Source organism: Flavobacterium pectinovorum, from assembly GCF_006438875.1.
Taxonomy (GTDB): Bacteria; Bacteroidota; Bacteroidia; order Flavobacteriales; family Flavobacteriaceae; genus Flavobacterium; species Flavobacterium pectinovorum_A.
This window is the reverse complement of the sequence record NZ_RCZH01000002.1, coordinates 365,606-389,946: the sequence shown is the minus strand read 5'-3', so window position 1 is coordinate 389,946 and position 24,341 is coordinate 365,606. Positions and strand designations below refer to the sequence as shown.

Annotated in this window: 23 protein-coding genes; 20 read left to right on the top strand and 3 right to left on the bottom strand. The window is 32.1% G+C overall.

Annotation, left to right across the window (positions count from 1 at the left end; genetic code table 11):
- Positions 1-91: 91 nt before the first annotated feature.
- The 3 genes from EAH81_RS04040 (at position 92) to EAH81_RS04030 (ending at position 2,782) form a co-directional block, all read left to right on the top strand.
- Positions 92-697, top strand: a complete 606-nt coding sequence (locus EAH81_RS04040) for a DUF4254 domain-containing protein (RefSeq protein WP_140504009.1) — start codon at positions 92-94, stop codon at positions 695-697.
- Positions 698-962: 265 nt separating this feature from the next.
- Complete coding sequence (locus EAH81_RS04035; RefSeq protein WP_140504008.1) at positions 963-1,985, top strand: glycosyltransferase family 9 protein; 1,023 nt, start codon at positions 963-965, stop codon at positions 1,983-1,985.
- 392 nt (positions 1,986-2,377) lie between these two features.
- Entirely contained in the window at positions 2,378-2,782 is a 405-nt protein-coding gene (locus tag EAH81_RS04030) for a helix-turn-helix domain-containing protein (RefSeq protein ID WP_140504007.1), read from the top strand.
- Positions 2,783-2,946: 164 nt separating this feature from the next.
- Here EAH81_RS04030 and EAH81_RS04025 read toward each other — a convergent pair whose 3' ends face one another.
- From EAH81_RS04025 to EAH81_RS28060, 3 genes are all read right to left on the bottom strand, one after another.
- Entirely contained in the window at positions 2,947-3,345 is a 399-nt protein-coding gene (locus EAH81_RS04025) for a hypothetical protein (RefSeq protein WP_140504006.1), read from the bottom strand.
- A 456-nt stretch (positions 3,346-3,801) separates the two neighbouring features.
- A complete protein-coding gene (locus EAH81_RS04020; protein ID WP_140504005.1) occupies positions 3,802-4,110 on the bottom strand; it encodes a hypothetical protein in 309 nt (102 codons plus the stop codon).
- 202 nt (positions 4,111-4,312) lie between these two features.
- Complete coding sequence (locus EAH81_RS28060) at positions 4,313-5,365, bottom strand: ferredoxin--NADP reductase (protein WP_140504004.1); 1,053 nt, start codon at positions 5,363-5,365, stop codon at positions 4,313-4,315.
- A 128-nt stretch (positions 5,366-5,493) separates the two neighbouring features.
- On the opposite strand from EAH81_RS28060, the gene EAH81_RS04010 reads away from it, so the two are divergent.
- The 17 genes from EAH81_RS04010 to EAH81_RS03925 all read left to right on the top strand — a co-directional run bounded on the left by EAH81_RS04010 (position 5,494) and on the right by EAH81_RS03925 (position 23,884).
- Positions 5,494-6,954 carry a DUF5687 family protein gene (locus EAH81_RS04010; RefSeq protein WP_140504003.1) on the top strand — a complete coding sequence of 487 codons (1,461 nt, stop codon included), beginning with the start codon at positions 5,494-5,496 and terminating at the stop codon, positions 6,952-6,954.
- 84 nt (positions 6,955-7,038) lie between these two features.
- The gene (locus EAH81_RS04005) at positions 7,039-7,734 is read left to right on the top strand and encodes an ABC transporter ATP-binding protein (RefSeq protein WP_140504002.1); all 696 of its coding nucleotides are present in this window, start codon (positions 7,039-7,041) and stop codon (positions 7,732-7,734) included.
- A gap of 91 nt (positions 7,735-7,825) precedes the next feature.
- Positions 7,826-10,432 carry a tetratricopeptide repeat protein gene (locus EAH81_RS04000; protein WP_140504001.1) on the top strand — a complete coding sequence of 869 codons (2,607 nt, stop codon included), beginning with the start codon at positions 7,826-7,828 and terminating at the stop codon, positions 10,430-10,432.
- A 2-nt stretch (positions 10,433-10,434) separates the two neighbouring features.
- Entirely contained in the window at positions 10,435-10,848 is a 414-nt protein-coding gene (locus tag EAH81_RS03995; protein ID WP_140504000.1) for a polymer-forming cytoskeletal protein, read from the top strand.
- Complete coding sequence (locus tag EAH81_RS03990) at positions 10,814-11,035, top strand: AtpZ/AtpI family protein (protein ID WP_140503999.1); 222 nt, start codon at positions 10,814-10,816, stop codon at positions 11,033-11,035. The genes EAH81_RS03995 and EAH81_RS03990 overlap by 35 nt, the downstream gene beginning before the upstream one ends.
- Before the next feature lie 517 nt (positions 11,036-11,552).
- Positions 11,553-12,728: a F0F1 ATP synthase subunit A gene (gene atpB / locus EAH81_RS03980; RefSeq protein ID WP_140503995.1), complete on the top strand. Its 1,176-nt coding sequence runs from the start codon at positions 11,553-11,555 to the stop codon at positions 12,726-12,728.
- Between the two features lie 40 nt (positions 12,729-12,768).
- The gene (gene atpE, locus EAH81_RS03975) at positions 12,769-12,969 is read left to right on the top strand and encodes an ATP synthase F0 subunit C (RefSeq protein WP_031453874.1); all 201 of its coding nucleotides are present in this window, start codon (positions 12,769-12,771) and stop codon (positions 12,967-12,969) included.
- Positions 12,970-13,050: 81 nt separating this feature from the next.
- Entirely contained in the window at positions 13,051-13,542 is a 492-nt protein-coding gene (locus EAH81_RS03970; RefSeq protein WP_140503993.1) for a F0F1 ATP synthase subunit B, read from the top strand.
- Between the two features lie 4 nt (positions 13,543-13,546).
- Positions 13,547-14,077: an ATP synthase F1 subunit delta gene (atpH, locus tag EAH81_RS03965; protein WP_140503991.1), complete on the top strand. Its 531-nt coding sequence runs from the start codon at positions 13,547-13,549 to the stop codon at positions 14,075-14,077.
- Between the two features lie 39 nt (positions 14,078-14,116).
- Positions 14,117-15,694, top strand: a complete 1,578-nt coding sequence (atpA, locus tag EAH81_RS03960; RefSeq protein WP_140503989.1) for a F0F1 ATP synthase subunit alpha — start codon at positions 14,117-14,119, stop codon at positions 15,692-15,694.
- A 91-nt stretch (positions 15,695-15,785) separates the two neighbouring features.
- A complete protein-coding gene (gene atpG, locus EAH81_RS03955) occupies positions 15,786-16,646 on the top strand; it encodes an ATP synthase F1 subunit gamma (RefSeq protein ID WP_140503987.1) in 861 nt (286 codons plus the stop codon).
- A 405-nt stretch (positions 16,647-17,051) separates the two neighbouring features.
- A complete protein-coding gene (locus EAH81_RS03950; protein ID WP_140503985.1) occupies positions 17,052-17,729 on the top strand; it encodes a hypothetical protein in 678 nt (225 codons plus the stop codon).
- Positions 17,729-18,850, top strand: coding sequence for a hypothetical protein (locus tag EAH81_RS03945; RefSeq protein WP_140503982.1), 1,122 nt, complete (start codon positions 17,729-17,731; stop codon positions 18,848-18,850). The genes EAH81_RS03950 and EAH81_RS03945 overlap by 1 nt, the downstream gene beginning before the upstream one ends.
- A gap of 28 nt (positions 18,851-18,878) precedes the next feature.
- Positions 18,879-20,693: an OmpA family protein gene (locus EAH81_RS03940; protein ID WP_140503980.1), complete on the top strand. Its 1,815-nt coding sequence runs from the start codon at positions 18,879-18,881 to the stop codon at positions 20,691-20,693.
- Between the two features lie 46 nt (positions 20,694-20,739).
- The gene (locus EAH81_RS03935; RefSeq protein WP_140503978.1) at positions 20,740-21,510 is read left to right on the top strand and encodes an ABC transporter permease; all 771 of its coding nucleotides are present in this window, start codon (positions 20,740-20,742) and stop codon (positions 21,508-21,510) included.
- A gap of 2 nt (positions 21,511-21,512) precedes the next feature.
- On the top strand, positions 21,513-22,343 hold the full coding sequence (locus tag EAH81_RS03930; protein ID WP_140503976.1) for an ATP-binding cassette domain-containing protein: 831 nt from the start codon (positions 21,513-21,515) through the stop codon (positions 22,341-22,343).
- A gap of 8 nt (positions 22,344-22,351) precedes the next feature.
- Positions 22,352-23,884: an AAA family ATPase gene (locus tag EAH81_RS03925; protein WP_140503975.1), complete on the top strand. Its 1,533-nt coding sequence runs from the start codon at positions 22,352-22,354 to the stop codon at positions 23,882-23,884.
- The last annotated feature ends 457 nt before the right edge of the window (positions 23,885-24,341 follow it).

Here is a 24,341-nt window from a genome sequence, read left to right as displayed (position 1 = left end):
CAATGGTTACAGTACGATAACGAAAAAAAAATCGTTTTATTCGCACGATAAAAGTATAAAAAGTATCTTTGTAACTCTAACAAATAAAGACATGTTTTCAAAATTAGCATATTCTGTTTTCGAACAAAGCATCAAAGATTATCATCAATTTGATAATGTTGATCAACCTATAAACAATCCATTTCCAAAGGATAAATTCGAACATTTATTATATTTAAAAAACTGGATTGACACTGTTCAATGGCATTTTGAAGATATTATTCGTGATCCGCAAATTGATCCTGTAGCAGCTTTAACGCTAAAAAGAAGAATCGACGCATCGAATCAGGAACGTACTGATATGGTGGAATATATCGATAGTTATTTTTTGCAAAAATACAGTGATGTAAAAGTAAAAGATGGAGCAAAAATCAACTCTGAAAGTCCTGCTTGGGCATTTGACAGATTGTCTATTTTGGCTCTAAAAATTTATCATATGCATGAAGAAGCTAATCGTGCAGAGGCTTCACAAGAACACAGAGACAAATGTCAGGAAAAACTAAATATCCTTTTAGAACAAAGAAGCGATTTGTCTACGGCAATTGATGACTTGTTGACAGACATCGAAAATGGAGATAAATTCATGAAAGTGTACAAACAAATGAAAATGTACAATGACGATGAATTGAATCCTGTTTTATACCAAAATAAGAAATAATTTCTGGAGCTATTTCCAGCTTTCCATTTCATCCCGATAACTATCGGGACACAAAAAAATAGAGTTTCTATTGTTCAAAAAAGAGCTTCCGTTGGTCGCTTTTTTTAAACAAGAAACTTTATTTTTTTGCTCCGGGATTTTCATTTCAATCTGGGCTAAAAATCGAAAGATCGGAAAGGACCAGAAGTTTCAGAATAAAATAAGTTGTTCACAATTAATTTTTAAAAGTCAAATTTTGTCCAATAAAATTAAGCATATAGCCGTCATGAGACTATCCGCAATGGGAGATGTCGCCATGACGGTTCCTGTTTTACGTGCTTTTGTAAAACAGTATCCAACGGTAAAAATCACAGTAATTTCAAGACCATTCTTTAAACCCTTTTTTGACGGAATTCCGAATTTGGAATTTTTTGCTTTTGATGAAAAAGAACGTCATAAAGGATTCTCAGGACTTTTGAAATTATTTAGCGATGTCAAGAAACTCAAAATCGATGCTTTTGCAGACCTTCATAACGTTTTAAGATCTAAGATAGTGAGTTTGCTTTTCGCTTTAAGCGGAAAAAAAAGAGCCACGGTTGATAAAGGAAGAGAAGGCAAAAAGGAATTAACCCGTGCCGAAAATAAAATATTCAGGCAATTGCCAACAATGTTCGAAAGACACGCAAAAGTGTTTGAAGAACTTGGTTTTCCTTTAGATTTATCCTCCCGAAGCGTCGGGACAACATTCCCTGAAAAGGAAACTTTAAGTGCCGATATTCTGGAAATTATTGGAGATGAAAATCAAAAATTAATCGGAATTGCGCCTTTTGCACAATATAATTCTAAGGTTTATCCGCAGGATTTAATGCAGGAAGTTATCGCGAAATTGGCAGAAAATAAATCGTATAAAATTTTACTTTTTGGAGGAGGGAAGAAAGAAGTTGAAATTCTGGATTCATTTTCAAAACCATTTGAAAACGTAATTAATATGGCTGGAAAAATTAAATTTCAGCAAGAATTACAATTGATAAGTAATCTGGATATAATGCTTTCTATGGATTCCGGCAACGCACATATTGCGGCAATGTTGGGCGTAAAAGTGATCACACTTTGGGGAGCAACACATCCTTACGCAGGATTCCTGCCTTTTAATCAAAGTATTGAAAACGCCTTGACTTCTGATCGAAATCAATATCCAAAACTACCAACATCCGTTTACGGAAATAAAATTGTTGAAGGATATGAAGATGCAATGAGAACGATTTCTCCGGAGAAAATAGTTAACAGTATTCAGTCGCAGTTATCTTAGAAAATTCTAAATTTTATTGCATTAGAAATACGTATTCATCTTTGACAAAAGTTAATTTTCAAGGTTATACCGCGAATTTTTGTTCTTACAATTTATCTCATAAAACCTATCTTTTTATTTTTTCTCATAAACGTTCCGGAGGAACAAAACATATTGTAGGAATGGATTTCAATCCATCTTCGCAAAGTTTAGACACATTTTTTCATTTCGACCGCAGGGAGAAATCACATAAAACAGCTCCACAACATTGCGTTCTTCCCGCGTGTGATTTCTCCCTGCGGTCGAAATGACAAGATTAGGTTATTTTGTGTGAATATTTTTTTATTTTTGAAATTCGGACTTTTTAATTCAAATGGCTTTATCTTTGAGTCTTCACAAAATTGATATTCATTATGGAACAGAAAATACATCAGGGAAGAAACGTAAAACGTTTCAGAGAAATGCTTGGCATCAAACAAGAAGCATTGGCTTTTGATCTGGGAAATGACTGGAATCAGAAGAAAATTTCTGTGCTGGAGCAAAAAGATGTAATTGAAGATAATCTGCTTAAACAAATCTCAAATACGTTAAAAATTCCTGTGGAAGCTTTTCAGAATTTTGATGAGGAACAAGCGGTGAGTTTTATTTCTAATAAGTTTGATAACGGAGCAATTGGTTATCAAAATAATGATAATTGTACATTTAATGCAATTGATAAAATTGTGCAATTATATGATGAAAAAATTGCTTTATACGAGCGTATGTTGAAAGAGAAAGATGAAATGATGGTAAGGCTTGAAAAACTAATCAATAAATAATTTCGGAGTATCCTGGTAATTTCCGAAGAAAATAGTTTTGAAAATTGAGAAAATTTAAAGAACATTAAATTCCAATAAAAAAATTCCAAATCCCAGCTTTACAATTGGAATTTGGAATTTTTTTATTGGAATTTTTTATTTTCACAAAGATTATAATTCATTTTTCACAATTCAAGAAGAAGATATCCCATTGCTTTCTTTTTGTTTCTATCAACTACAACTTTAACAAAATGATTTTCTTTTTCAGTAACTAGTAAAATATGTTCAAAATCTTCGGTTGAATTTCTGTAAACTTTATGTATCAATTCAGATTCTTTAATTTTATTTGATAAAATTTTGACAGCTTTTAATTCACCTACATAAGGCCAAATATTAAATAAGCTATCATTATCGACAGATATTTCTGCCATTCCTTCCATCATTGATGCATTATACTTTTCATTTGAAAGTATTTTAGGACCTTTTTTGTTTCTTCTTTTTTTAACTATAAAGTAGATACAAAAAAAAGAGGTTATTATAAAAAGTAATATAAAAGATAGACGAAGATAGTGATGCATTGCCATAATATTTAATGTTTTAAACGTGTTGGACAATCAGATATAGCTTTACAAAGTCTATTTTTTTAAGATAAAGAGGGTGTGTCAGCTTTTATTAAAGTACTAATATAATAAATTTTTAGCTTATTTTTTATAAAATGTTTAAAATTTTATATGTTTTTTTATTTATTATTAATATGTGTTTTTAAATCGAAATTCCAAATTTCTATAGATTGAAAACAAGTAATCACCTTTGTCAAAGTTTTGCACCAAGAGTGTAAGGAACTTTTGCAAAAACTTATGTTCAAAGTTAGTTTGCGTATTTTTGTCATTTCGAGGAACGAGAAATCTTCGCAAGTAGCTCGACAATTTAGGAAAAATACTTTGTGTTAGTTTCTTGCGGAGATTTCTCGTTGCTCGAAATGACAATTATTGTGGTTATTATTTTTGAATTTTTTATTGGAATTTATCTCTGAAATTTTATCAAAGCCAAATCTTCTCATCACGACATCGGCTATAAATATAACTTTTAAGGTTCGAAATCGTAGCTTCATAATCTGGCGCTTCATAACCAAATCTGTCGTGTTCCATTTTTTCCTTTTCAATAGCATTGCAGCCTTTTATGACTTCCCTGAGCATATCCAGCATTGCCAGTTCCTTATTGTTTGTTTTCTGAAATTTGAACTCAACAATTTCGTCTTGAAGTTCTTCGCAATATTCAATAAGTTTCTCGACTTCAGGTTCTTCTAAAAGATACTCTTTGCTTTTAAAAATTTCTCGTACGGATTTCATAAAATAAAATTTTAAAATTTCAATCTTCAAATTCCATCCCGAAGCCTCGGGACCAATGCACTGACAACGTAAATTGGAATTCGATCTTTGTCAAAGTTTAAAACTTTGACAAAGATTACAAATATTTCTAATCCGACAAAAAAAATTCCAAATCCCAATTATAAAGTTGGAATTTGGAATTTTTTTATTGGAATTTTAATTTCTAAACATCATCATAATCTATATAAATAGATTCTGAAGTTGGATGCGCCTGACAGGTTAAAATCAAACCTGAAGCGATTTCTTTATCTGTCAAAATGGAGTTTTTAGTCATTTCTGCAGTTCCAGAAGTTACACGAGCCAAACAGCTGCTGCAAATTCCGCCCTGGCAAGAATATGGAGCGTCAATTCCTTGTTTTAGCGCTGCATCAAGTATGGTTTGCTTTTGAGACATTTCAAAAGAAACTTCATCATCATCAACCAAAACCGTAATTTTTGTATGACCTTCTAATGAATTATGGATTTGGTTTTCTTGCGTTGAAGAGGTGAAAAGTTCAAATTTAATAGCTGATTCTTTTACATTTTTCTCTTTCAAAACAGTAGAAACTGTATTGATCATCTCTTCCGGACCACACAAGAAAAATTTATCAAATTGAAGTTCTTTGTGTTTGTTGTTCAGCACAAAATTTACCGCCGATTTCTCGATTCTTCCAAACAAAGCATTTTCGGCTTTAGCCTGACTAAAAACATAATGCACAAAAAAGCGACCTACATATTGCAATTGTAAATCATGTAATTCCTGATAAAAAATAGTTTCTTCAGGAGTTCTATTTCCGTAAACTAATACAAATGAACTTTTTGGCTCACTTTTCAAAACAGATTTTATAATAGAAAGAACAGGCGTAATTCCGCTTCCGGCAACAAAAGCTGCGTAATTTTTTTGTCTTTCGGCATCTGGTTCAAAAGTAAATTTTCCTTCCGGATGACCTACTTCAAGAACGTCTCCAGCTTTTAATCTGGTGTTTGCAAATTGAGAAAACAAACCATTTTTAACTGCTTTGACGGCAATTCTTAATTCGCCGCTTTCTGGTGCGGAACAAATAGAATAAGCACGACGAATTTCTTGATTATCAAGTGTTAACTTTAAATTTATGTATTGTCCAGCTATGAATTTATAGTCTGGTTTTAGTTCTTCGGGAACATTAAAAAGTACAGAAACGGCATCGGTTGTTTCGCGTTTTACCTCTTTAATTATAAGTTTTAAAAATGAAGGCATGATTGTATATTTTATGCAAAAGTAGCAAACGACGATTAAATGTCGGGCACGAAATTATTTTTTTTAACTTTTTTTGTAACGTTTTCTTACATTTGGTCTCGTACTACAAAATTCAAAACCAATTAACCATGATTAAAAAGTTTATTTATCTCGAATGGAAAGCGTTTACCAGATCGGCATCGTTTGGTAAAAGTGTAGCAATGAAAGTAATAATAGGGTTTTTTATGATTTATTTTTCACTGCTTTTTATTGGCGGTGGAGTAGGAGTATTTTATGTACTTAAAAAAATGAATCTCGAACCTTTTGAAACCGTTAATAAATTTTTGATTTATTATTTCTTGTTCGATTTGATTATCCGATTGTTATTGCAGGCAATTCCGGTTTTAAATATCAAACCGTTATTGGTTTTGCCGTTCAAAAAACCAACAATCGTACATTTCTCTTTAGGAAAAACAGCTTTGTCTTTTTTTAATTGGATTCATGCACTTTTTTTCGTTCCATTTTCGATTGTGTTAGTTCTGGAAGGTTATAGTATTTCAGGTGTCATTTTGTGGAATTTGGCGATTATTGCCTTAATTTATATCAATAATTTTCTAAATATTATTCTAAGTAATATTGACAAATTGTTTGTTGTTTTTCTTGCTGTGATTGCCTTTTTAGGTGGAGCACAATATTATAAATGGTTTGACATTACGACTTTTACAACACCAGCTTTTTTAGGATTTTACAATATAGGTTGGATGTTTTTAGTCCCTGTTTTTCTATTAGCCGGTTTGTATGCATTTACATTTAAGTACTTCAAAAACAACTTATTTCTGGACGCGGGACTTTCTAAAAAAGAAGATATTGCAACAACCGAAGATCTGTCTTGGTTGAATCAATTTGGAACCTTGGGAACTTTTCTTAAAAATGATATTAAATTAATTAAGAGAAACAAAAGATCTAAAACCACTATTGTAATGAGTGTACTTTTTTTGTTTTACGGATTAATCTTTTTCGGAAATTCTCATCAACCTGAAGTAATGCAAATTTTTGCCGGAATATTTGTTTCGGGAGGATTTTTATTTGTCTTCGGGCAATTTGTACCAAGTTGGGATAGTTCTTATTATCAATTAATGATGACCCAAAACATTCCGTATCGCGGTTACATTACTGCAAAATGGTGGTTGATTGTTATTGCCACTTTTGTTTCGACAATCCTTGCTTCATTTTATCTTTTTTATGGATGGCAAACGTATTTGATTATCGTTGTTGGTGCAATTTATAACATCGGAGTAAACTCTCATATGGTGCTTTTGGGTGGCGCATTTACAAAAACTCCAATCGATCTAAGTAATGCCGGCGGTGCTTTTGGAGATAAAAAAGCATTTAATGTTAATTCGATGCTGCTTTCATTACCAAAGATTTTTTTGCCATTATTATTGTATTGGCTAGGGCTTCATTTTGCAGATAAAACCACTGGATTGGCATTAGTTGCCGGAGCTGGAGTTTTAGGATTTATTTTTAAGGACAAGGTTTTTTCTCTGATAGAAAAGAGATATAAAATCGAAAAATACAGTACGATAAGTGCTTATAAACAAAAGAATTAATTAGTCAATTTGAAAATGTGTCAATGAGATAATTTGCTTCAATTGACTAAATCTAAAATCAACAATCTAAAATCAACAATTAAGATGATACAAGTAAATCAACTTTCAAAACAATATAACGGTACAACAGTTTTAAACATTAGCGATCTTGAAATTCCAAAAGGACAAAGTTTTGGATTGGTAGGAAATAACGGAGCGGGAAAAACGACTTTCTTCAGCTTGTTATTAGATTTGATTCAGCCATCAACAGGATTTATTAAAAACAATGATATTCAGGTAAATACAAATGAAAAATGGAAATCTTTTACAGGGTCTTTTTTAGATGAAAGTTTCCTGATAGGATACTTAACTCCTGAAGAATATTTTTATTTTATTGGAGATTTACACCATCAGAACAAAGCAGATATTGATGCATTATTGGTAAAATATGAAGAGTTTTTTAATGGTGAAATTTTGAATAACAAAAAATACCTGAGAGATTTATCTAAGGGAAATCAGAAGAAAGTGGGGATAATTGCCACACTTATTGGAAATCCCGAAGTTGTTATTTTAGATGAGCCGTTTGCAAACCTAGATCCAACAACCGTTAGCCGATTAAAAAAGATTATTAAAGAGTTGGCGGAAAATCCAAATGTTACTGTTTTGGTTTCTAGCCATGATTTACAGCATACAGTAGAGGTTTGTGACCGAATTGTGGCACTTAATAAAGGAGAGATTGTAAAAGATATTCAAACTTCAAGAGAAACCTTACAAGAATTAGAATTGTTTTTTGCTGTATAAGTTTCTAAAGTTTAAAAAAAGAAGTGTATTTTTACAAGTCAATATACTAAAAATCCTTTTTAGAAGTTAATTTGATTTAAACTCTTTTCTATTGAAAAAGAATACTCTTAAATATAGTTTTGTTATCGTGATATTGCTCTTTTTGATAGCTTGTTCTACCAAAAAGAATACTTTTTTATCTCGAAATTCCCACGCTTTAAGTACAAAATACAATATTTTGTATAATGGAGGCATTGGTCTTGATAAGGGTTTAAAATCTGTTCAGGGCAATAATCAGGATAATTTCTGGAAGATATTGCCAATTGAAAAAATGCAAATTGATGAGAACTTTTCCGAAGGCGAAAAAGCTAAAAATGCAGATTTTGAAAAAGCTGAAACAAAAGCAACAAAAGCGATTCAGAAGCATTCAATGAACATTGGAGGAAGAGAAAAAAATTATCAGATTGACGAAGCTTATTTAATGCTTGGAAAAGCCAGATACTACGATCAGCGTTTTATTCCGGCTATTGAAGCATTCAATTATATCTTGTACAAATATCCAAACAGCAGTAATATTTATACGGCAAAAATCTGGCGCGAAAAAACCAATATGCGTTTAGGGAATGATGCCATTGTATTGAAAAATATTAAACTATTATTAAAAAAGACAGATTTAGATAAGCAAACATTTTCAGATGCGAATGCTTTAATGGCAGAGGCTTTTTTAAATTTAGAAGAAAGAGACAGCGCAGTAGCAAAACTTAGAATTGCTGAAATATTTACCAGGAAAAATGAAGACAAAGCGAGATACCGCTTTATTCTGGGTCAGCTGTATCAGGAAGCAGGAAAAAAAGATAGCGCAAACTATTTTTATGATGGTGTAATTGATATGAATCGAAAAGCGGATCGAAAGTACATGATGCACGCTTATGCTAAAAAAGCAGAAATGTTTGATTATCAAAACGGAAATCAGGACCTGTTTATTGAGACCTATAATAAGCTAGTTGGAGATCGTGAAAACCGCCCTTATTATGATATTCTTTTTTATGAAATGGGTGTCTTTTTTGATAAATATAAAGTACAGGATACGGCCCTTATATTCTATAATAAATCATTGAAAAGAAGATCCAAAGATCCTTATTTAGTGGCATCTACGTATAGAAATATTGGAAACATGTATTTCAAAAATACTGATTATGTAATGGCTGCCAAGTATTATGACAGTACATTAACAAAGTTGGATAAGAAAACCAGAGAATATGCTTTTATTGAGAAAAACAGAAAAAACCTTGACAACGTAATTAAATACGAAGGAATCGCAAAACGCGATGATAGCATCATTAAAGTTAAAGGTTTGTCTGATCCGGATAGAAAAATTTATTTCGAAAGTTATATTGCAGAACTTAAAAAGAAAGATGATGCAAAACGTATCTTAGAAGAGAAAGAGAAGGAAAAACTAGCCAACATTGATCGAAATACCAACAACGGTAATTCGCCAACAGCAGTTAATCCAAATTCTACAGGAATGCCTACAGATCCTGGAGTGCCAACGCTTCCCGGTGGAAAGGAAACTACAAGTACATTCTATTTTTATAATCCAACAACGGTTGCTTACGGAAAACTACAGTTCAAGAAAATGTGGGGAAATCGAACTTTAGGGGGAAATTGGAGATTAGCCGGATTAAGATCAGCTAATAATGCCGCAATGAATGATACTATAAATAGTCAAGATGCGGCAAAAGTTTTGAAAGATACTATTGTGATCGAAAAATACACAGCAGATTTTTACGAAAAACAGCTTCCAACAACTCAGGTTGCAATGGATAGTATTAATAAGGAACGTAATTTTTCATATTACCAATTAGGACTTATTTATAAAGAAAAATTTAAAGAGTATAATTTGGCGAGCGAAAAACTGGAGCAATTATTAAAAAACAATCCGGAAGAAAAATTGATTTTGCCATCAATGTATAATTTGTATAAAATTTATCAGATTACAAATCCTGCTCGGGCAGAAAGAGTAAAATCTGACATTACCGTAAATTATCCAAATTCCAGATACGCACAGATTTTAAACAATACAAATCCAGATGATTTGGCATCAGCGGATAAGGAATATCAAAAATGGTACAAGTTGTTTCAGGAAGAACAGTTTGAAACTATTCTGGATAATATAGACAATCTGATTAATCAATATTCAGGTGATGAAATTGTTTCTAAGTATGAATTGTTAAAAGCAAATACTTTAGGAAAAGTAAATGGTTTAGAAGCATACAAAAAAGGATTAGAAGCAGTTGCAGATAATTATCCGAATACGGAGGAAGGAAAAAATGCAAGAGAAATTTTAGAGAAACAAGTTCCGAGTTTAGAAAAGCTTGATTTTACTACCTTTGACAATAAAAATTGGAAAATTATATATGTGATTCCAAAAGAAGATACTAAAGCACTTAAAAAAATTGAAGAGGCTATTAAAGTGTTTTTGTTAGTTGAAAATTATGAGAGATTGACAACTTCTTTTGATAAATACAATAGAACACAAAGTTTTGTAGTTATACATGGTTTAAAATCTGAGGCTTATGCCAAAGATGTTTCAGAAGTTTTTAGAGATGATAAAAAGTATAAAATCACACAACCTGCAATTATCATATCGAGTGATAATTATAAAGTGATTCAAATTAAAAAAAATCTCGAAACTTATTTAGCCCCAAAAACCCCATAATCATGTTTGATAAAGTCAAAAAAAACGGAACAGAACTCTTAGGAAAAACAAATAGAATAGTAGAAGGAACCTCTATAATAGGTGATATAGTTTCAAAAGCTGATTTTAGATTAGACGGCGAATTGATTGGAAATTTTACTTCGCAAGGAAAACTGGTTATTGGAACATCCGGAGTTATAAGAGGTGAAATTGTTTGCAACAATGCCGATATTGAAGGCGAATTTCAAGGAAAAATAAAAGTATTGGAAGTCCTTAATATAAAAGCAACAGCTCGTATTCACGGAGAAGTTGCTGTTGGAAAATTATCGATAGAACCTGGAGCTGATTTTACAGCCACTTGTACAATGTTAACAAATAACACTAAAGAAGTTACATTAAAAGATGGAAAAGGAGCCGAAGAAGAACTCAAACAATAAATGGTTAGTTTTTGTTAATATTCCCATTCAAATGGGGATCATTATTTTTATATTTTCCTACGCGGGATTGAAGCTTGATGAGAAGTATTCGAACGGAGGTTCTTTGTGGACAATTATTTTTTCTTTATTTTCGGTCTTTTTAGCACTTTATAATGTTTTAAGACAAGTAAAAAATTTGAATAAATAATGAACAAAACTACCGATTTTCTAAAGTATTTCCTTCCTTTCTCTATTGTATTATTTGTTGCGCAATATTTTGCCATGCAAGCTCTATCTGATAAATTCGTGTTCCTGTACCCGGCATGGAGCATCTATTTATTTAATATTGTCGCAACTTTTTTGGTATATCTCTTTTTAATTTTTGTAAACAAGAATTTCGCAAATTATACGGGGTTTGCTTTTCTTGGCGCAAGCTTTTTTAGAATGATGGCAGCCATCCTTTTTTTGATTCCCCTTATAAAAGCACATGTTAAAAATCCAATCGTCGACATAAGTACATTTTTTATCCCTTATTTTTTATTTTTACTTTTCGAAACATATTTCACAATTCGCTTAATAAACAAAGGTTAATTGCTTTATTAACAATAAGATTGCCTGTTAAAAACTTAAATATTAAAAATTACATCTATAAATTTTCAATTTTCAATTTTAAATGTACCTTTGCAAAAAATTTTTGGAACCTAAAATTAGATACAGATTTAATAATGATAATTTCAAATAAACCAGTCCAGTACTTATTAGTTACCTTATTAGCACTTACTTCATCAGTAAATTTTGCTTCAACTCCTGTTGATAGTGTTTCTGTGAAACACGAAACTGTTGAGTCAGTAGAAGCAAGTCATGCAGAAGCAAGTGGTCATGAGGAAAATGTTGGTCACAAGATCGAAGAAGAATTTAACGCAAGTGATTTGATTAATTCTCACATTGGGGATTCGCATGATTTTCATATTGCAGATTGGGATGGTCATCCTGTTTCTTTTAGCCTTCCGGTTATTTTGTGGACAAAAAACGGATTGGAAATTTTTTCATCTGCAAAATTTCACCACGATAATACAGGAGAACATATTGTTGATATTAATGGTCAGAAATTAGTTCGTTATAAAGAAATAATTTTTTACGCTGATAAATTTGAAACAATGACAGCTGAAGAAAGAGATAATGGAGCTTTTGCTTTTGATGCAAGACCTTTAGATTTTTCTATCACAAAGAATGTTTTTTCTATGTTGATGTCAGCAATTATTTTGTTTTTCTTGTTTTTTGCCGTTGCAAGATCTTATAAGAAAAACCCAAATGCACCAAAAGGGTTAGCAGGGTTTTTAGAGCCACTGGTTACTTTTGTTAGAGATGAGATTGCTGTTCCTAATATTGGAACAAAAAAAGCGGGTAAATATATGCCTTATCTTTTAACTATATTTTTCTTCATTTGGATTAACAACCTTATTGGTTTAATTCCATTTTTCCCATTCAGTTCTAACTTAACAGGTAATATCTACTTTACATTTGTAATGGCATTTATCACTTTTATCGTTACAACTTTAAGCGGAAACAAATCTTACTGGGGACATATTTTCAATACACCTGGAGTTCCTGTGTGGTTGGCTCCAATTATGATTCCTGTAGAAATTATCGGAATGCTTACTAAACCATTCGCATTAATGATTCGTTTGTTTGCAAATATTACTGCAGGACATATTATCATTTTGAGTTTAGTTTCTTTAATCTTCATTTTCAAAAGTATTGCTGTAGGACCAGTTGCCGGAGCATTCGTATTGTTCATGAGTGTATTAGAAATGTTAGTTGCTGCTTTGCAAGCGTATGTATTTACTTTGCTTTCAGCATTATTTATTGGTCAGGCTGTTGAAGAGCACGATCATCATTAATCAGAGTTTTATTAATTATTAACTATATAAATTTATTATTATGGTATTAGCTGGAATCGGAGCTGGATTAGCTGTAATTGGTGCAGGTCTTGGTATTGGAAAAATTGGTGGTTCTGCAATGGACGCTATTGCTCGTCAACCAGAAGCTGCTGGAAAAATCCAGACTGCTATGATTATTGCTGCTGCACTTATTGAAGGGGTTGCTCTTTTCGCAGTAGTTGTTGCGTTAATCGCAAAATAATTAAAATCTAAAACTTCCTGTAGCGGTTGGCTTCAGGAAGTTTTTTAAAAAACGATAAACAATTTTTAAATATATACTGTTATGCAATTAACTTCACCAGAAAGTTTAATTTTTTGGACAACAATTATCTTTATTGTTTTCTTCATTCTTTTGGCAAAATTTGCTTGGAAACCTATTTTAGGAGCTGTAAAAAGCCGTGAGGAATCTATCAACAATGCTTTAGCATCTGCTGAAGCTGCACGTTTAGAAATGCAGAATTTAACTGCAGATAATGAGCGTATCTTGAGAGAAGCTCGTGCGGAACGTGATGCAATGTTAAAAGAAGCTCGTGAAATGAAAGAGCAAATTATTGCTGATTCTAAAAACGAAGCACAAGAACAAGGTCAAAAATTAATTGAGCAGGCAAAAGTAGCTATCCAAAGTGAAAAAAATGCAGCTATGGCAGAATTGAAATTACAAGTTTCAACTTTATCATTAAGCATTGCTGAAAAATTATTGAAAGATGAATTATCTAACAAAGAATCTCAAACTAAATTAGTAGAGAAAATGTTAGGTGACGTAAAGCTAAACTAAGATTATGGCAAGTACAAGAGCAGCAATTCGTTATGCAAAAGCAATTCTGGACTTAGCAAACTCTAAAGGTGTTGCCGAAGCGGTCAGTAACGATATGAAATCAATTGCTTCAACAATTGGTTCCAATTTAGAATTGAGTACCTTTATCCAAAGCCCAACTAAAGTTGAAGTTAAAGAAAGTGCTCTTTTAGAAGTTTTCGCAAATGTAAATGGCATAACCAAAGGGTTGTTTCATTTATTGTTTGAAAACAAAAGATTTGAAATTCTTGAGACGATTGCTCTGGAATACAATAAATTATTTGATGAAAGTAATGGTGTTGAAGTAGCGAAAGTTACAACCGCTATTCCTATGGATGCTGCTTTAGAAGCTAAAGTTTTGGCTAAAATTGCAACTTTATCAGATAAAAAAATAACAATAGAAAATATAGTAGATCCATCAATTATTGGAGGATTTATTTTAAGAATAGGTGATCAACAATACAATGCTTCTGTTGCAAACAGATTGCAGGTATTAAAAAGAGAGTTAAGTAATTAGTTTTATTACACATAAAAGTGTCTAAATTATAAATTTAAGATGGCGGAAATCAAACCTGCTGAAATTTCAGCAATATTAAGAAAGCAAGTAGAAGGTTTTGAATCTGGTGCTACGCTAGAGGAAGTAGGAACGGTACTTCAAGTTGGAGACGGTATTGCTCGTATTTACGGGCTGTCTAATGTACAATACGGTGAGTTAGTTGAATTTGAAAACGGACTTGAAGCTATTGTATTGAACCTTGAAGAAGACAATGTTGGTGTGGTACTTTTAGGACCATCAACTGGAATCAAAGAAGGATCAATAGCAAAAAGAACACAGCGTATTGCTTCTCTTAAAGTAGGTGAGCAAATGGTAGGACGTGTAGTTAACACTCTTGGTTTTCCAATTGATGGAAAAGGACCAATTGGTGGAGATTTATACGAGATGCCTTTGGAAAGAAAAGCTCCTGGAGTTATCTTTCGTCAGCCAGTAACTGAGCCATTACAAACAGGTATTAAAGCAGTAGATGCTATGATCCCGGTTGGTCGTGGACAACGTGAGCTTGTTATTGGTGACCGTCAAACAGGTAAATCAACTGTTTGTATCGATACAATCTTAAATCAAAAAGAATTTTACGATGCAGGAAAACCTGTATTCTGTATATATGTTGCAATTGGGCAAAAAGCTTCAACTGTAGCAGGAATTGCTAAAATGTTAGAAGAAAAAGGTGCAATGGCTTATACAGTTATTGTTGCAGCTAATGCTTCTGATCCAGCTCCAATGCAAGTTTATGCTCCTTTCGCAGGTGCTGCAATTGGAGAATATTTTAGAGATTCAGGTCGTCCGGCTTTAATTGTTTATGATGATTTATCTAAACAAGCTGTAGCTTACCGTGAGGTTTCTCTTTTATTAAGAAGACCACCGGGACGTGAGGCATATCCTGGAGACGTTTTCTACTTACACTCTCGTTTATTAGAGCGTGCTTGTAAAGTAATTGCAGATAATGGAATTGCTAAGAACATGAACGATTTACCGGATTCTATTAAGTCTATCGTAAAAGGTGGTGGTTCTTTGACTGCTTTACCAATTATTGAGACTCAGGCTGGAGACGTTTCTGCATATATCCCAACAAACGTAATTTCGATTACAGATGGTCAGATTTTCCTTGATGGAGATTTGTTCAACTCTGGAGTTCGTCCTGCGATCAACGTAGGTATTTCTGTATCTCGTGTTGGAGGTAATGCTCAGATTAAATCTATGAAAAAAGTTTCTGGAACTTTAAAATTAGACCAAGCTCAATTCCGTGAATTAGAAGCTTTCGCTAAATTTGGTTCTGACTTAGATTCTGTTACTTTAAATGTAATTGAAAAAGGAAGAAGAAACGTTGAGATCTTGAAACAAGGTTTGAACGATCCTTATCCAGTAGAAAATCAAGTAGCTATTATTTATGCAGGTTCTAAAAACTTATTGAAAAGTGTTCCTGTAAATAAAGTAAAAGAATTTGAAGCTGATTTCTTAGCTTACTTAAACAGTAAACATAAAGATACGCTTAATGCGTTGAAAGCTGGTAAGTTAGATGACAACATTACTGATGTTATCGAAAAAGCAGCAAAAGAAATTTCAGCAAAATATATCTAATTAGATAATTCGTAAATTAGATAATTAGAAAACATCTCAGGAGACTTTCTAATTATCTAATTTTCAAATTGTCACATTTTTTAATCGACAAATGGCAAATTTAAAGGAAATCCGTAATAGAATTACTTCCGTTTCATCGACGATGCAAATTACATCGGCTATGAAAATGGTTTCTGCAGCAAAGCTTAAGAAAGCACAAGATGCAATCACTGCGATGCGCCCTTATGCCGAGAAATTAACGGAGTTGTTGCAAAATCTTTCTGCTACACTTGATGGTGAAGTTGGAGGAGATTATACAACACAACGTGAAGTAAAAAAAGTATTGCTTGTTGCTATAACTTCAAATAGAGGTTTATGTGGTGCATTTAATACTAACGTAATTAAAGAAGCAAAAAATCGTGCTCAGTTTTACGCAGGAAAACAAGTTGACATTTTTCCTATTGGAAAAAAAGGGAATGATGTTTTAAGTAAAACGTTCAAAGTTCACGGTCACCATAATGCAATTTTTGATCATTTAACTTTTGATAATGTTGCTGGAATTGCAGATAATTTAACTGAGAAATTTTTATCAGGAGAATACGACAGAATTGAATTGATCTACAATCAGTTTAAAAATGCAGCTACGCAAATTGTTCAAACAGAGCAGTTTTTACCGTTAGCTCCAATTAAATCTGATGTACCGGTTTCTGGCGGAGATTATATTTTTGAGCCTTCAAAAGAAGAAATTGTGTTGACTTTGATTCCTAAATCATTAAAAACACAATTGTATAAAGGTATTCGTGATTCATTTGCTTCAGAACATGGAGCGCGTATGACAGCAATGCACAAGGCAACTGACAACGCAACTGAATTGAGAAACCAATTGAAATTGACTTACAATAAAGCACGTCAGGCATCTATTACTAATGAGATCTTAGAGATCGTTGGTGGAGCTGAAGCCTTGAACGGATAAAGAATAGTTTTAAAATTTTTAAAAAGCCAACATTAATTTGTTGGCTTTTTTTATGCGAAAAAATTAAATTGTTCTGAATCAGTACTTTAAAATAGGGAAATTTCAAAAATAATTAAATACTTACATTTAAGTAAATACTTACAAAATTAAACAAATTATGCTGTAATTGATTTTTTATTAAGTATTTTTGCGATTCTGTTTTACAGCTATGTTTTACAGGGAAGTAAAATAAGTAAAGATTTTTTTTTAATATAGATTACAATTAATCGATCTGATAATAAAATAGTTACGTTATATTTTTAAAAAAGTATATATTTATATTTTTAAAATGAGTAACTTTTTAACACTTTCTGCGTATAACATTTAACAACCAAAAAGTTATTAAAAAATAGATCACCTACAAACATGGCAAAAGAAAGTTTTAATTGGAAGAGTCTTTTCATTAATGACGAGACAGATCAATCAGAGGGCAAAGTTGCAACTCAACCATCGGCTCCCATTTTACCAACCACAGAAAATAAATTTCCGAATCAAATTACAGAATCATTTCCAACAAATTCATCGACAAACCCTTTTTTAAACGAAATTTTTGAAGTTTACAACAAAGGTTTTGAGTCATTGAATGAAGCTGGGTTTGACTTTTTTGAACTTTATAAATCGGTCATGGCAGTTGGAGTTACAAATCCGCAAAGTTATCAGATGGCTTTTGCAATGGGAAAATCAATTCAATCTGATTTGACTAAAGATTTTCTTTTGCAAAAAGGGAGTTTTTATATTACAGAAATTGAAAAAGTACATACAAAATATGATACTATTGGAAAAAACAAAAAAGCCGAATTAGATAATACAATTACAAAAGAGAAATATAATTTATCCAAGAGCATTTCTGATTTAGAAGCCAAAATTATTGAACTTCAAAAAGAATTAGAAGCTAAAAAAATAGAACTTCAAAAAATTGATCCTGTTAATATGGAACAGCTTTCAGAAATTCAATTGAAAATGGAAGCGAATAATCTGGCAAAACAAAAAATATTAACATCAATCAATACTGTAATAACAGGAATCAATCAATATTTACAATAATGGATAAATTTGAACAAGAAAGAAGCACACTTTTGACGCTGCCAATACTTAAACATTTTGACGAGTCTAAAGGAGAAATTGCTTTAAAATCAGGCGCGCTTAAAAAAGGAGAGAAGTCATTGTTTTTGGCTTTGGCGTTAGGTTTACTAGGAGTTGGAGGATATTTAATCTGGACCTATATTATTCCGCCATTATTTACAATGTTGGGTCAGGCAATAGCTTTATCAGCGACAGGAGTATTTTTAGTTTTTCTGGTTATGATGGCTCCCGTTATAATGAAAAGTCTTCGTTTTGCAACAAAAAATATTCATAAAGCATTAATTCAAAGTAATCCTTTTAATGAGTTGGAAGAGCAAAAACAGAAAATGGTTAAAAACCGTGAAGTTTTTAAGAATACTAAAGCGAAGCTAAAAGGTCTTAAAAATGAAATGGAAATTGAAGCCAGCAAATCTGAAAAAGAAGCCAAAGGATTTCAGGAAGATGTGTTGAGTTTACAGCGTCAGTCAGAAAAATTGAAATCGGCGATGGATGAAATGGTGAAACAAAATGGCGTTGCGGCAAAAGATACGGATGAGTATGTAGCCCTGCAAAGTGAATTAGCCAGAAAGTTAAGCGATTCTCAAAGAGTTTCAACTCAATACGAACAAAGCAAAAGTTTTATCCAAAAATATGGTGTTCGTGCCAATGTTTTAGGAAAAATGGATCGTAAACTGACATTGGCTGGAACGGCTATTGACATTAAAATTGCTGATTTTGATGTTACTGTTAAGATGCTTCAGAAGGAATATGAATTTGCCAAAAATGCAAAAGAGGCAACAGAAAGTGCAAAAAGTGCGATGATGTTTACTAAAGACTGGGAATTAGAATATGCTCTTGAAGTGGTTACATCTACTATTGCATTAGATATTGCCAGAACTTCAGAAAACTTAATCGACATTGATGCATTAACTTCTAAATATTCTGTTGATAATGATGAACTTTATTCAAGACTAGATTCATTGGCTGATGAAATTAAAACAGGAGATAATACAATTCCGGACTCAACAAAATATACAAGTCCAAATTATAAAATGACCAAAGACGATAAATTATCTAGCGGTGGTTTTGGAGATATTTTTTAATACAATTAAATTTAATTTTTAGATAAAAATGGGAAAAATTTTAAGAACAGAAAAATTAACAACTTTTTCTGAGTTACTTATCGTTATTGCTGGAATTGGTGCAGTTCTAGGTGGGGTTTATTATATCTCTCCGGGAATTAAGACTGCAGTTTCAAAACAATTAAATGGAATTGAGCTGAATCAAACGGACGTTAATAATGTTACCAATGCTGCAAAAATTGCACTTCCGTCAACAGAAATATCTACAGAGGTTGCAGACAAACCTTTAGTGAAAATTGGAGCGTATGCCTGGAATGCTCAGTCTGGAATTATTGTTTCTAACGGTGGTCCAAAAACAACAAAAGGATCATTGATGGAAAAAAACGGAGTTAATCTTGAAATTATTCGTCAGGACTGGCTTTCGGAATTGCGTAATATGCAAATGAAATTTATCGAGGAATTTGATAAAGGTGAAGCTTTTCCTTCTTCAGATAAAAGTGTTTTTGCAGTTATGATTATGGGTGATGGTGCGCCATTTTATATTAGTTCAGTTCAAAAATCATTAGACGAAAAATACGGAAAAGACAAATACCACTTACAAGTTATGGGTGTTGTAGGTATGAGTTATGGTGAAGATAAATTGATTGGGCCTCCAAGCTGGAAATCAGATCCAAAATCTATGAAAGGTTCTGTGATATCTGCAGTTCTTGGAGATGGTGACTGGGTTACTACTGTAAACTATTGTTTTGCAAACGGATTAAAAGTAAATCCTGATCCAACAACTTATGATGCAGAAGCAGTAAATATTTATCCATCAGAAAATGACGATTATATTAAATCAGCAGAAGAATTAATCAAATCTCAAACAACAGGATGGACTGTTACTTTGAAAGAAGTTGTTGATGGAAAATTAACTGGAAAATCTGTTAACAGAAAAATCGATGGTTGTGCAACATGGACGCCTGGAGATAAAACAGTTTTTGATAAATTGACTGGTTTTGTTGATATTGTTTCTACAAAAGAATTCAACAACCAAATGCCAACAGCTCTTATTGGAGTGAAAGAATGGGCAGTGAAAAATCCTGATATTGTTTCTAATATTTTGAAATCGGCATTGACGGCTTCAAACCAAATGAAAAACTACGAAGATTGGAAAGTAAGAGCTTCACAAGCAGTTGCTGATACTTACAAAATTGAAACAGCGGATTATTGGTATAAAATGTTCAAAGGACAACAAGGAACAAAAGCTGGATTGACTTATAATATGGGTGGTTCAAAAGTATTTAACTACGCTGATGCAATGCAATATTTTGGATTATCAGATGGTGTAAACAGATACAAATCTGTATACAATCAGGTTTCAGGATATTTGACAGAATTGAATCCGTTTGGATTTAATGAAAACGTAGGAGCAGTTGTTCCTTACGATCAGGCAGTAAACTTGTTCTTCTTAAAAAACATCAACGACATCGAATCTACTTCTGCAGATAAAGCAGATTATAGCGCTGAAGCAAAAGAAGTAGTAGCTTCTGGAGAATGGAAAATTAATTTCAATACAGGAAGTGCAGATATTTCAAACTCATCCAGTAAAGAAGTAGAGAAAATTTACAACCTTTTAGTACAAGCAGAAAATACAAAATTAACGGTTGTTGGACATACTGACAATGTTGGAAATCCAGATTCTAATTTAGCGTTATCAAAAAGCAGAGCGCAAGCAGTTGTAGATTACCTAAAACAAAAAGGAATTCCTGCAAGTCGTTTTCAATTAGTTGATGGAAAAGGTCAAAACGATCCAATTTCAGATAATAATACTGCTTCTGGAAAAGCATTAAACAGACGTGTTGTTATTACTTTCTTAAAATAAAAATAATTAAAGGCTATCTTAATAGATAGCCTTTTTTACAATTATCATGATAAAAATTTTAACTCCCTTTGAAAAAATATCAAAACTAAACAAAACACTTATTTTAGTTGGTTGGTTAGTTCTTTTGATTATTATTTGGTTTGCAACAACATCTGGCGAAAAACATCTTTTTCCTTCCCCAGCTCAGGTTTTAACAGGTTTTTCAGATTTGTACAGAGAAGGTTTGGTTGTACACATTTTCAATTCGTTGAAATTGTGTTTTATTTCGATTTTTTTAGCCACAATCATTTCTTTGTTCTTTGCTTATGCATGGCCAATTCCGCTATTAAAATCAATTTCTGAATTTATTACAAAATTTAGATTTTTGCCTTTTACCGGACTTTCATTTTATATCACAATGGTAATTCATGAAGCACGAATGATGCAGGTTTGGATTCTGGTAATTTTCTTAACTACATTCTTAACTACATCCTTAATTGCTGTTATTAAAGATATTCCGCAAGAAGAATTTGATCATGCAAAAATGCTAAAATGTAATCGTTGGGAAGTTCTTGTGCAGGTCATTATTTTAGGAAGAATAGATTATGTAATTGATGTAATCAGACAAAATCTTGCCATTACCTGGATGATGCTTGTTACGGTAGAATCTATTGTGGTAGCTTCTGGAGGTTTAGGGTTTTTAATTAAAAACTCTGATAAGTTTATGAATACCGGAAGAATTATTGCACTTCAAATCATCATTTTATTAATAGGTCTTGGCTTAGATGCTGGAATAAATTATTTAAGAAAAGTAGTATTTAGATATTCAAAAATATAATTATGAAACACGAATATAAAGAGACGCTTTTGTATGTAGAAAACCTAAGCGTTGGTTATGATGATACTATTATTATAAAAGATATAAGTCTAATTGAAAAAGATGTAGTAAGAGAAGGAGTTGATTGTACAGGGCAAGTTATAGCTTTTGTTGGAAGATCTGGAAGAGGAAAATCAACTTTTTTTAAAGCATTGACGGGACTAATTCCAACGAATTCCGGAAAAATATTAATTAGAGATTTTGAAAACAAAGAACCTAACGCAGCTAAATCTGTATGTGAAGGCGACATTGGTTTTGTAGATCAGAAATATACTTTGTTCAGACATAAAACAGTTACTGAGGCGTTGAAATTTTCGTTGAGAAAAACAACACTTTCGAATACTGAAAAAGACCAAAAAATAAAGGAATATCTAAAGGAATGGGGATTAGAAAACTGCAAAGACAAATATCCTAACGAACTTTCCGGAGGACAAAGACAAAGAACAGCGATTATAGAACAATTGTTTTCATCTGATCAATTTATTGTTTTGGATGAGCCTTTTTCAGGATTAGATGTTGGAAATATCGAAGAAGTTAAAAAATCTTTTGAGTTATTAGGAAAATCATCGGAGTCTAATACCGTTATTTTTTCTACACATGATATCGAATTAGCGATAGAATTAGCACAGACTATTTACGTTATTGGGCATCCAACGATTAATGGAAAAAAAGAAAACTACGGAACCATAGTAGCAAAATACGATCTAAGAGACATGGGACTTTCGTGGAAAGATTATTGTGATGATCACTTAAAATTATCAAAAGAAATTATTCACCAAATGATGATTTCTTAAATTAGAATATGTCAAAAAAAAACAATCCAATATCGATTATTGAAGACTCATTTTTGTCTCTAAAAAAATATTTAGAAACAAATATATCTACTAATGAAGCCGTTTTTACGGCTTCATTTATTATAGAACTGCAAAAAGAAACCAGGCAGATTCTTGAAAGTTGCAATCTATTAAATCAGGATATAGATTTTATTCAAAAATTAAACGAAGCAGTAAATCCCGTTTTTTCTAAAGGGTTATTGTTTAAGGCAGAGCATTTTTTTCTTTCGGATATTATCGATCTTTATGAAAGAGAGCCCGGAGCGAAAAATGAAAAGCAAGAATTTGTACTGGCATATTATTATGATGCTTTGCGCAACAAACATTTTGCAGATGAAAATTCTATAAACGAATTGAATCAGTTGATTTTTACAGAGAATTTTAAAAATCTTCTCATAAAAATAAAGAAAGAGAATAAGATTATAACGTCAAACGCACAGCAAAATCAGTATTTGTTGCCGGAAGCTTTATCCGAAAAGAAGAATAATAAATTAGAAGCAATTCTAATCACGTATCAAAATTTCATTCATTTTACATTTGGTAAAAAATTTGAAAACACAACAACTTTCAGCAACTATTTGGGTTTAAATTTAGACAAATCAAAAACTGATAAAAAAGAAATAGACAATCTGCCGGAAGAAGATACGCTCGAAAAAGTTCTGAAAGAATTAAACGATCTTGTTGGTTTGGCAGAAGTAAAAAAAGATGTTTCGGAACTGATTAATTTGTTAGAAATACAAAAAAAACGTTCGAAGCAAGGATTAAAAAATGTTGAAATTACTTTACATACTGTCTTTCTTGGACCTCCGGGAACAGGAAAAACATCTGTGGCAAGACTTCTAAGCAGGATTTTTAAACATTTGGGATTTTTATCCAAAGGTCAAATGTTTGAAACAGACAGAGAAGGTTTAGTCGCAGGTTATGTTGGACAAACGGCAACAAAAGTAAATAATGCTGTAGAATCAAGTCTTGGCGGAGTATTATTTGTTGATGAAGCGTATGCCTTAACCCAAAATGCTTTTGGAAACGATTACGGTGCCGAAGCTGTAAATACGCTTTTAAAAAGAATGGAAGATCATCGCGAAGATCTGGCTGTCGTAGTTGCAGGATATACAGAACCTATGAAGATTTTTATAGAATCGAATCCGGGATTGCGTTCCCGTTTTAATAGATATTTTCATTTTGATCATTTTACTCCTGCAGAATTGCTTCAGATTTTCGAAACATTTTGTAACAAATCTGATTTTATTCTTTCTGATGATGCCAAAGAAAAACTAACAGACACTTTTGATTTGCTTTATGAAAGTAAAAATGAAAGTTTTGGAAATGCCAGAGTCGTTAGAAATTTATTTGAAAAATGCGTTCAGAATCAGGCAAACAGAATTGTTAAAATAAAAAAAATCACAAATAAAGTTTTAAAAACACTCACAGAAGAAGATATTCCGGAACCAAAAGAAACGGAACAAAATGTTAATTTTGAAATGAAAAGCAAAGAACTTTAAAAGGAAAAGAGCCAACAAAAAATTGTTGGCTCTTTTTATATATAGGGTTGTTATTTTTGAAGTTAACTTACAAAATGGAGATTCTCAATTTATCCAAAAACTGAGAATCTGGACCATTTTATAAAATTATAGATACAGATTTATCACTCTGCAGTGCTTTGTCTTTCATGGGAACAAACTAGCTTTATTAATCCCAATGCTCTGTTTTTTTGAGGGTTACATTTCAGCAGAATCACTCCCTTTGCTTTGTCTTTTATGGGAACAAACTAGCTTTATTAGTCCCAATGCTTTGCTTTTTTTAAGGGTTGTATTTTAGCTTTGCTCATTCCCTTTGATACAAAGTTACAGTAGAAGTACTTGTAGAAATTTATATAATTTTCATTGTTTGTTATAGATTTTTCACATCAAGATGTTTTTGCTTATATAACAGGACAATAAAAAAATGAGTATTTTTGAA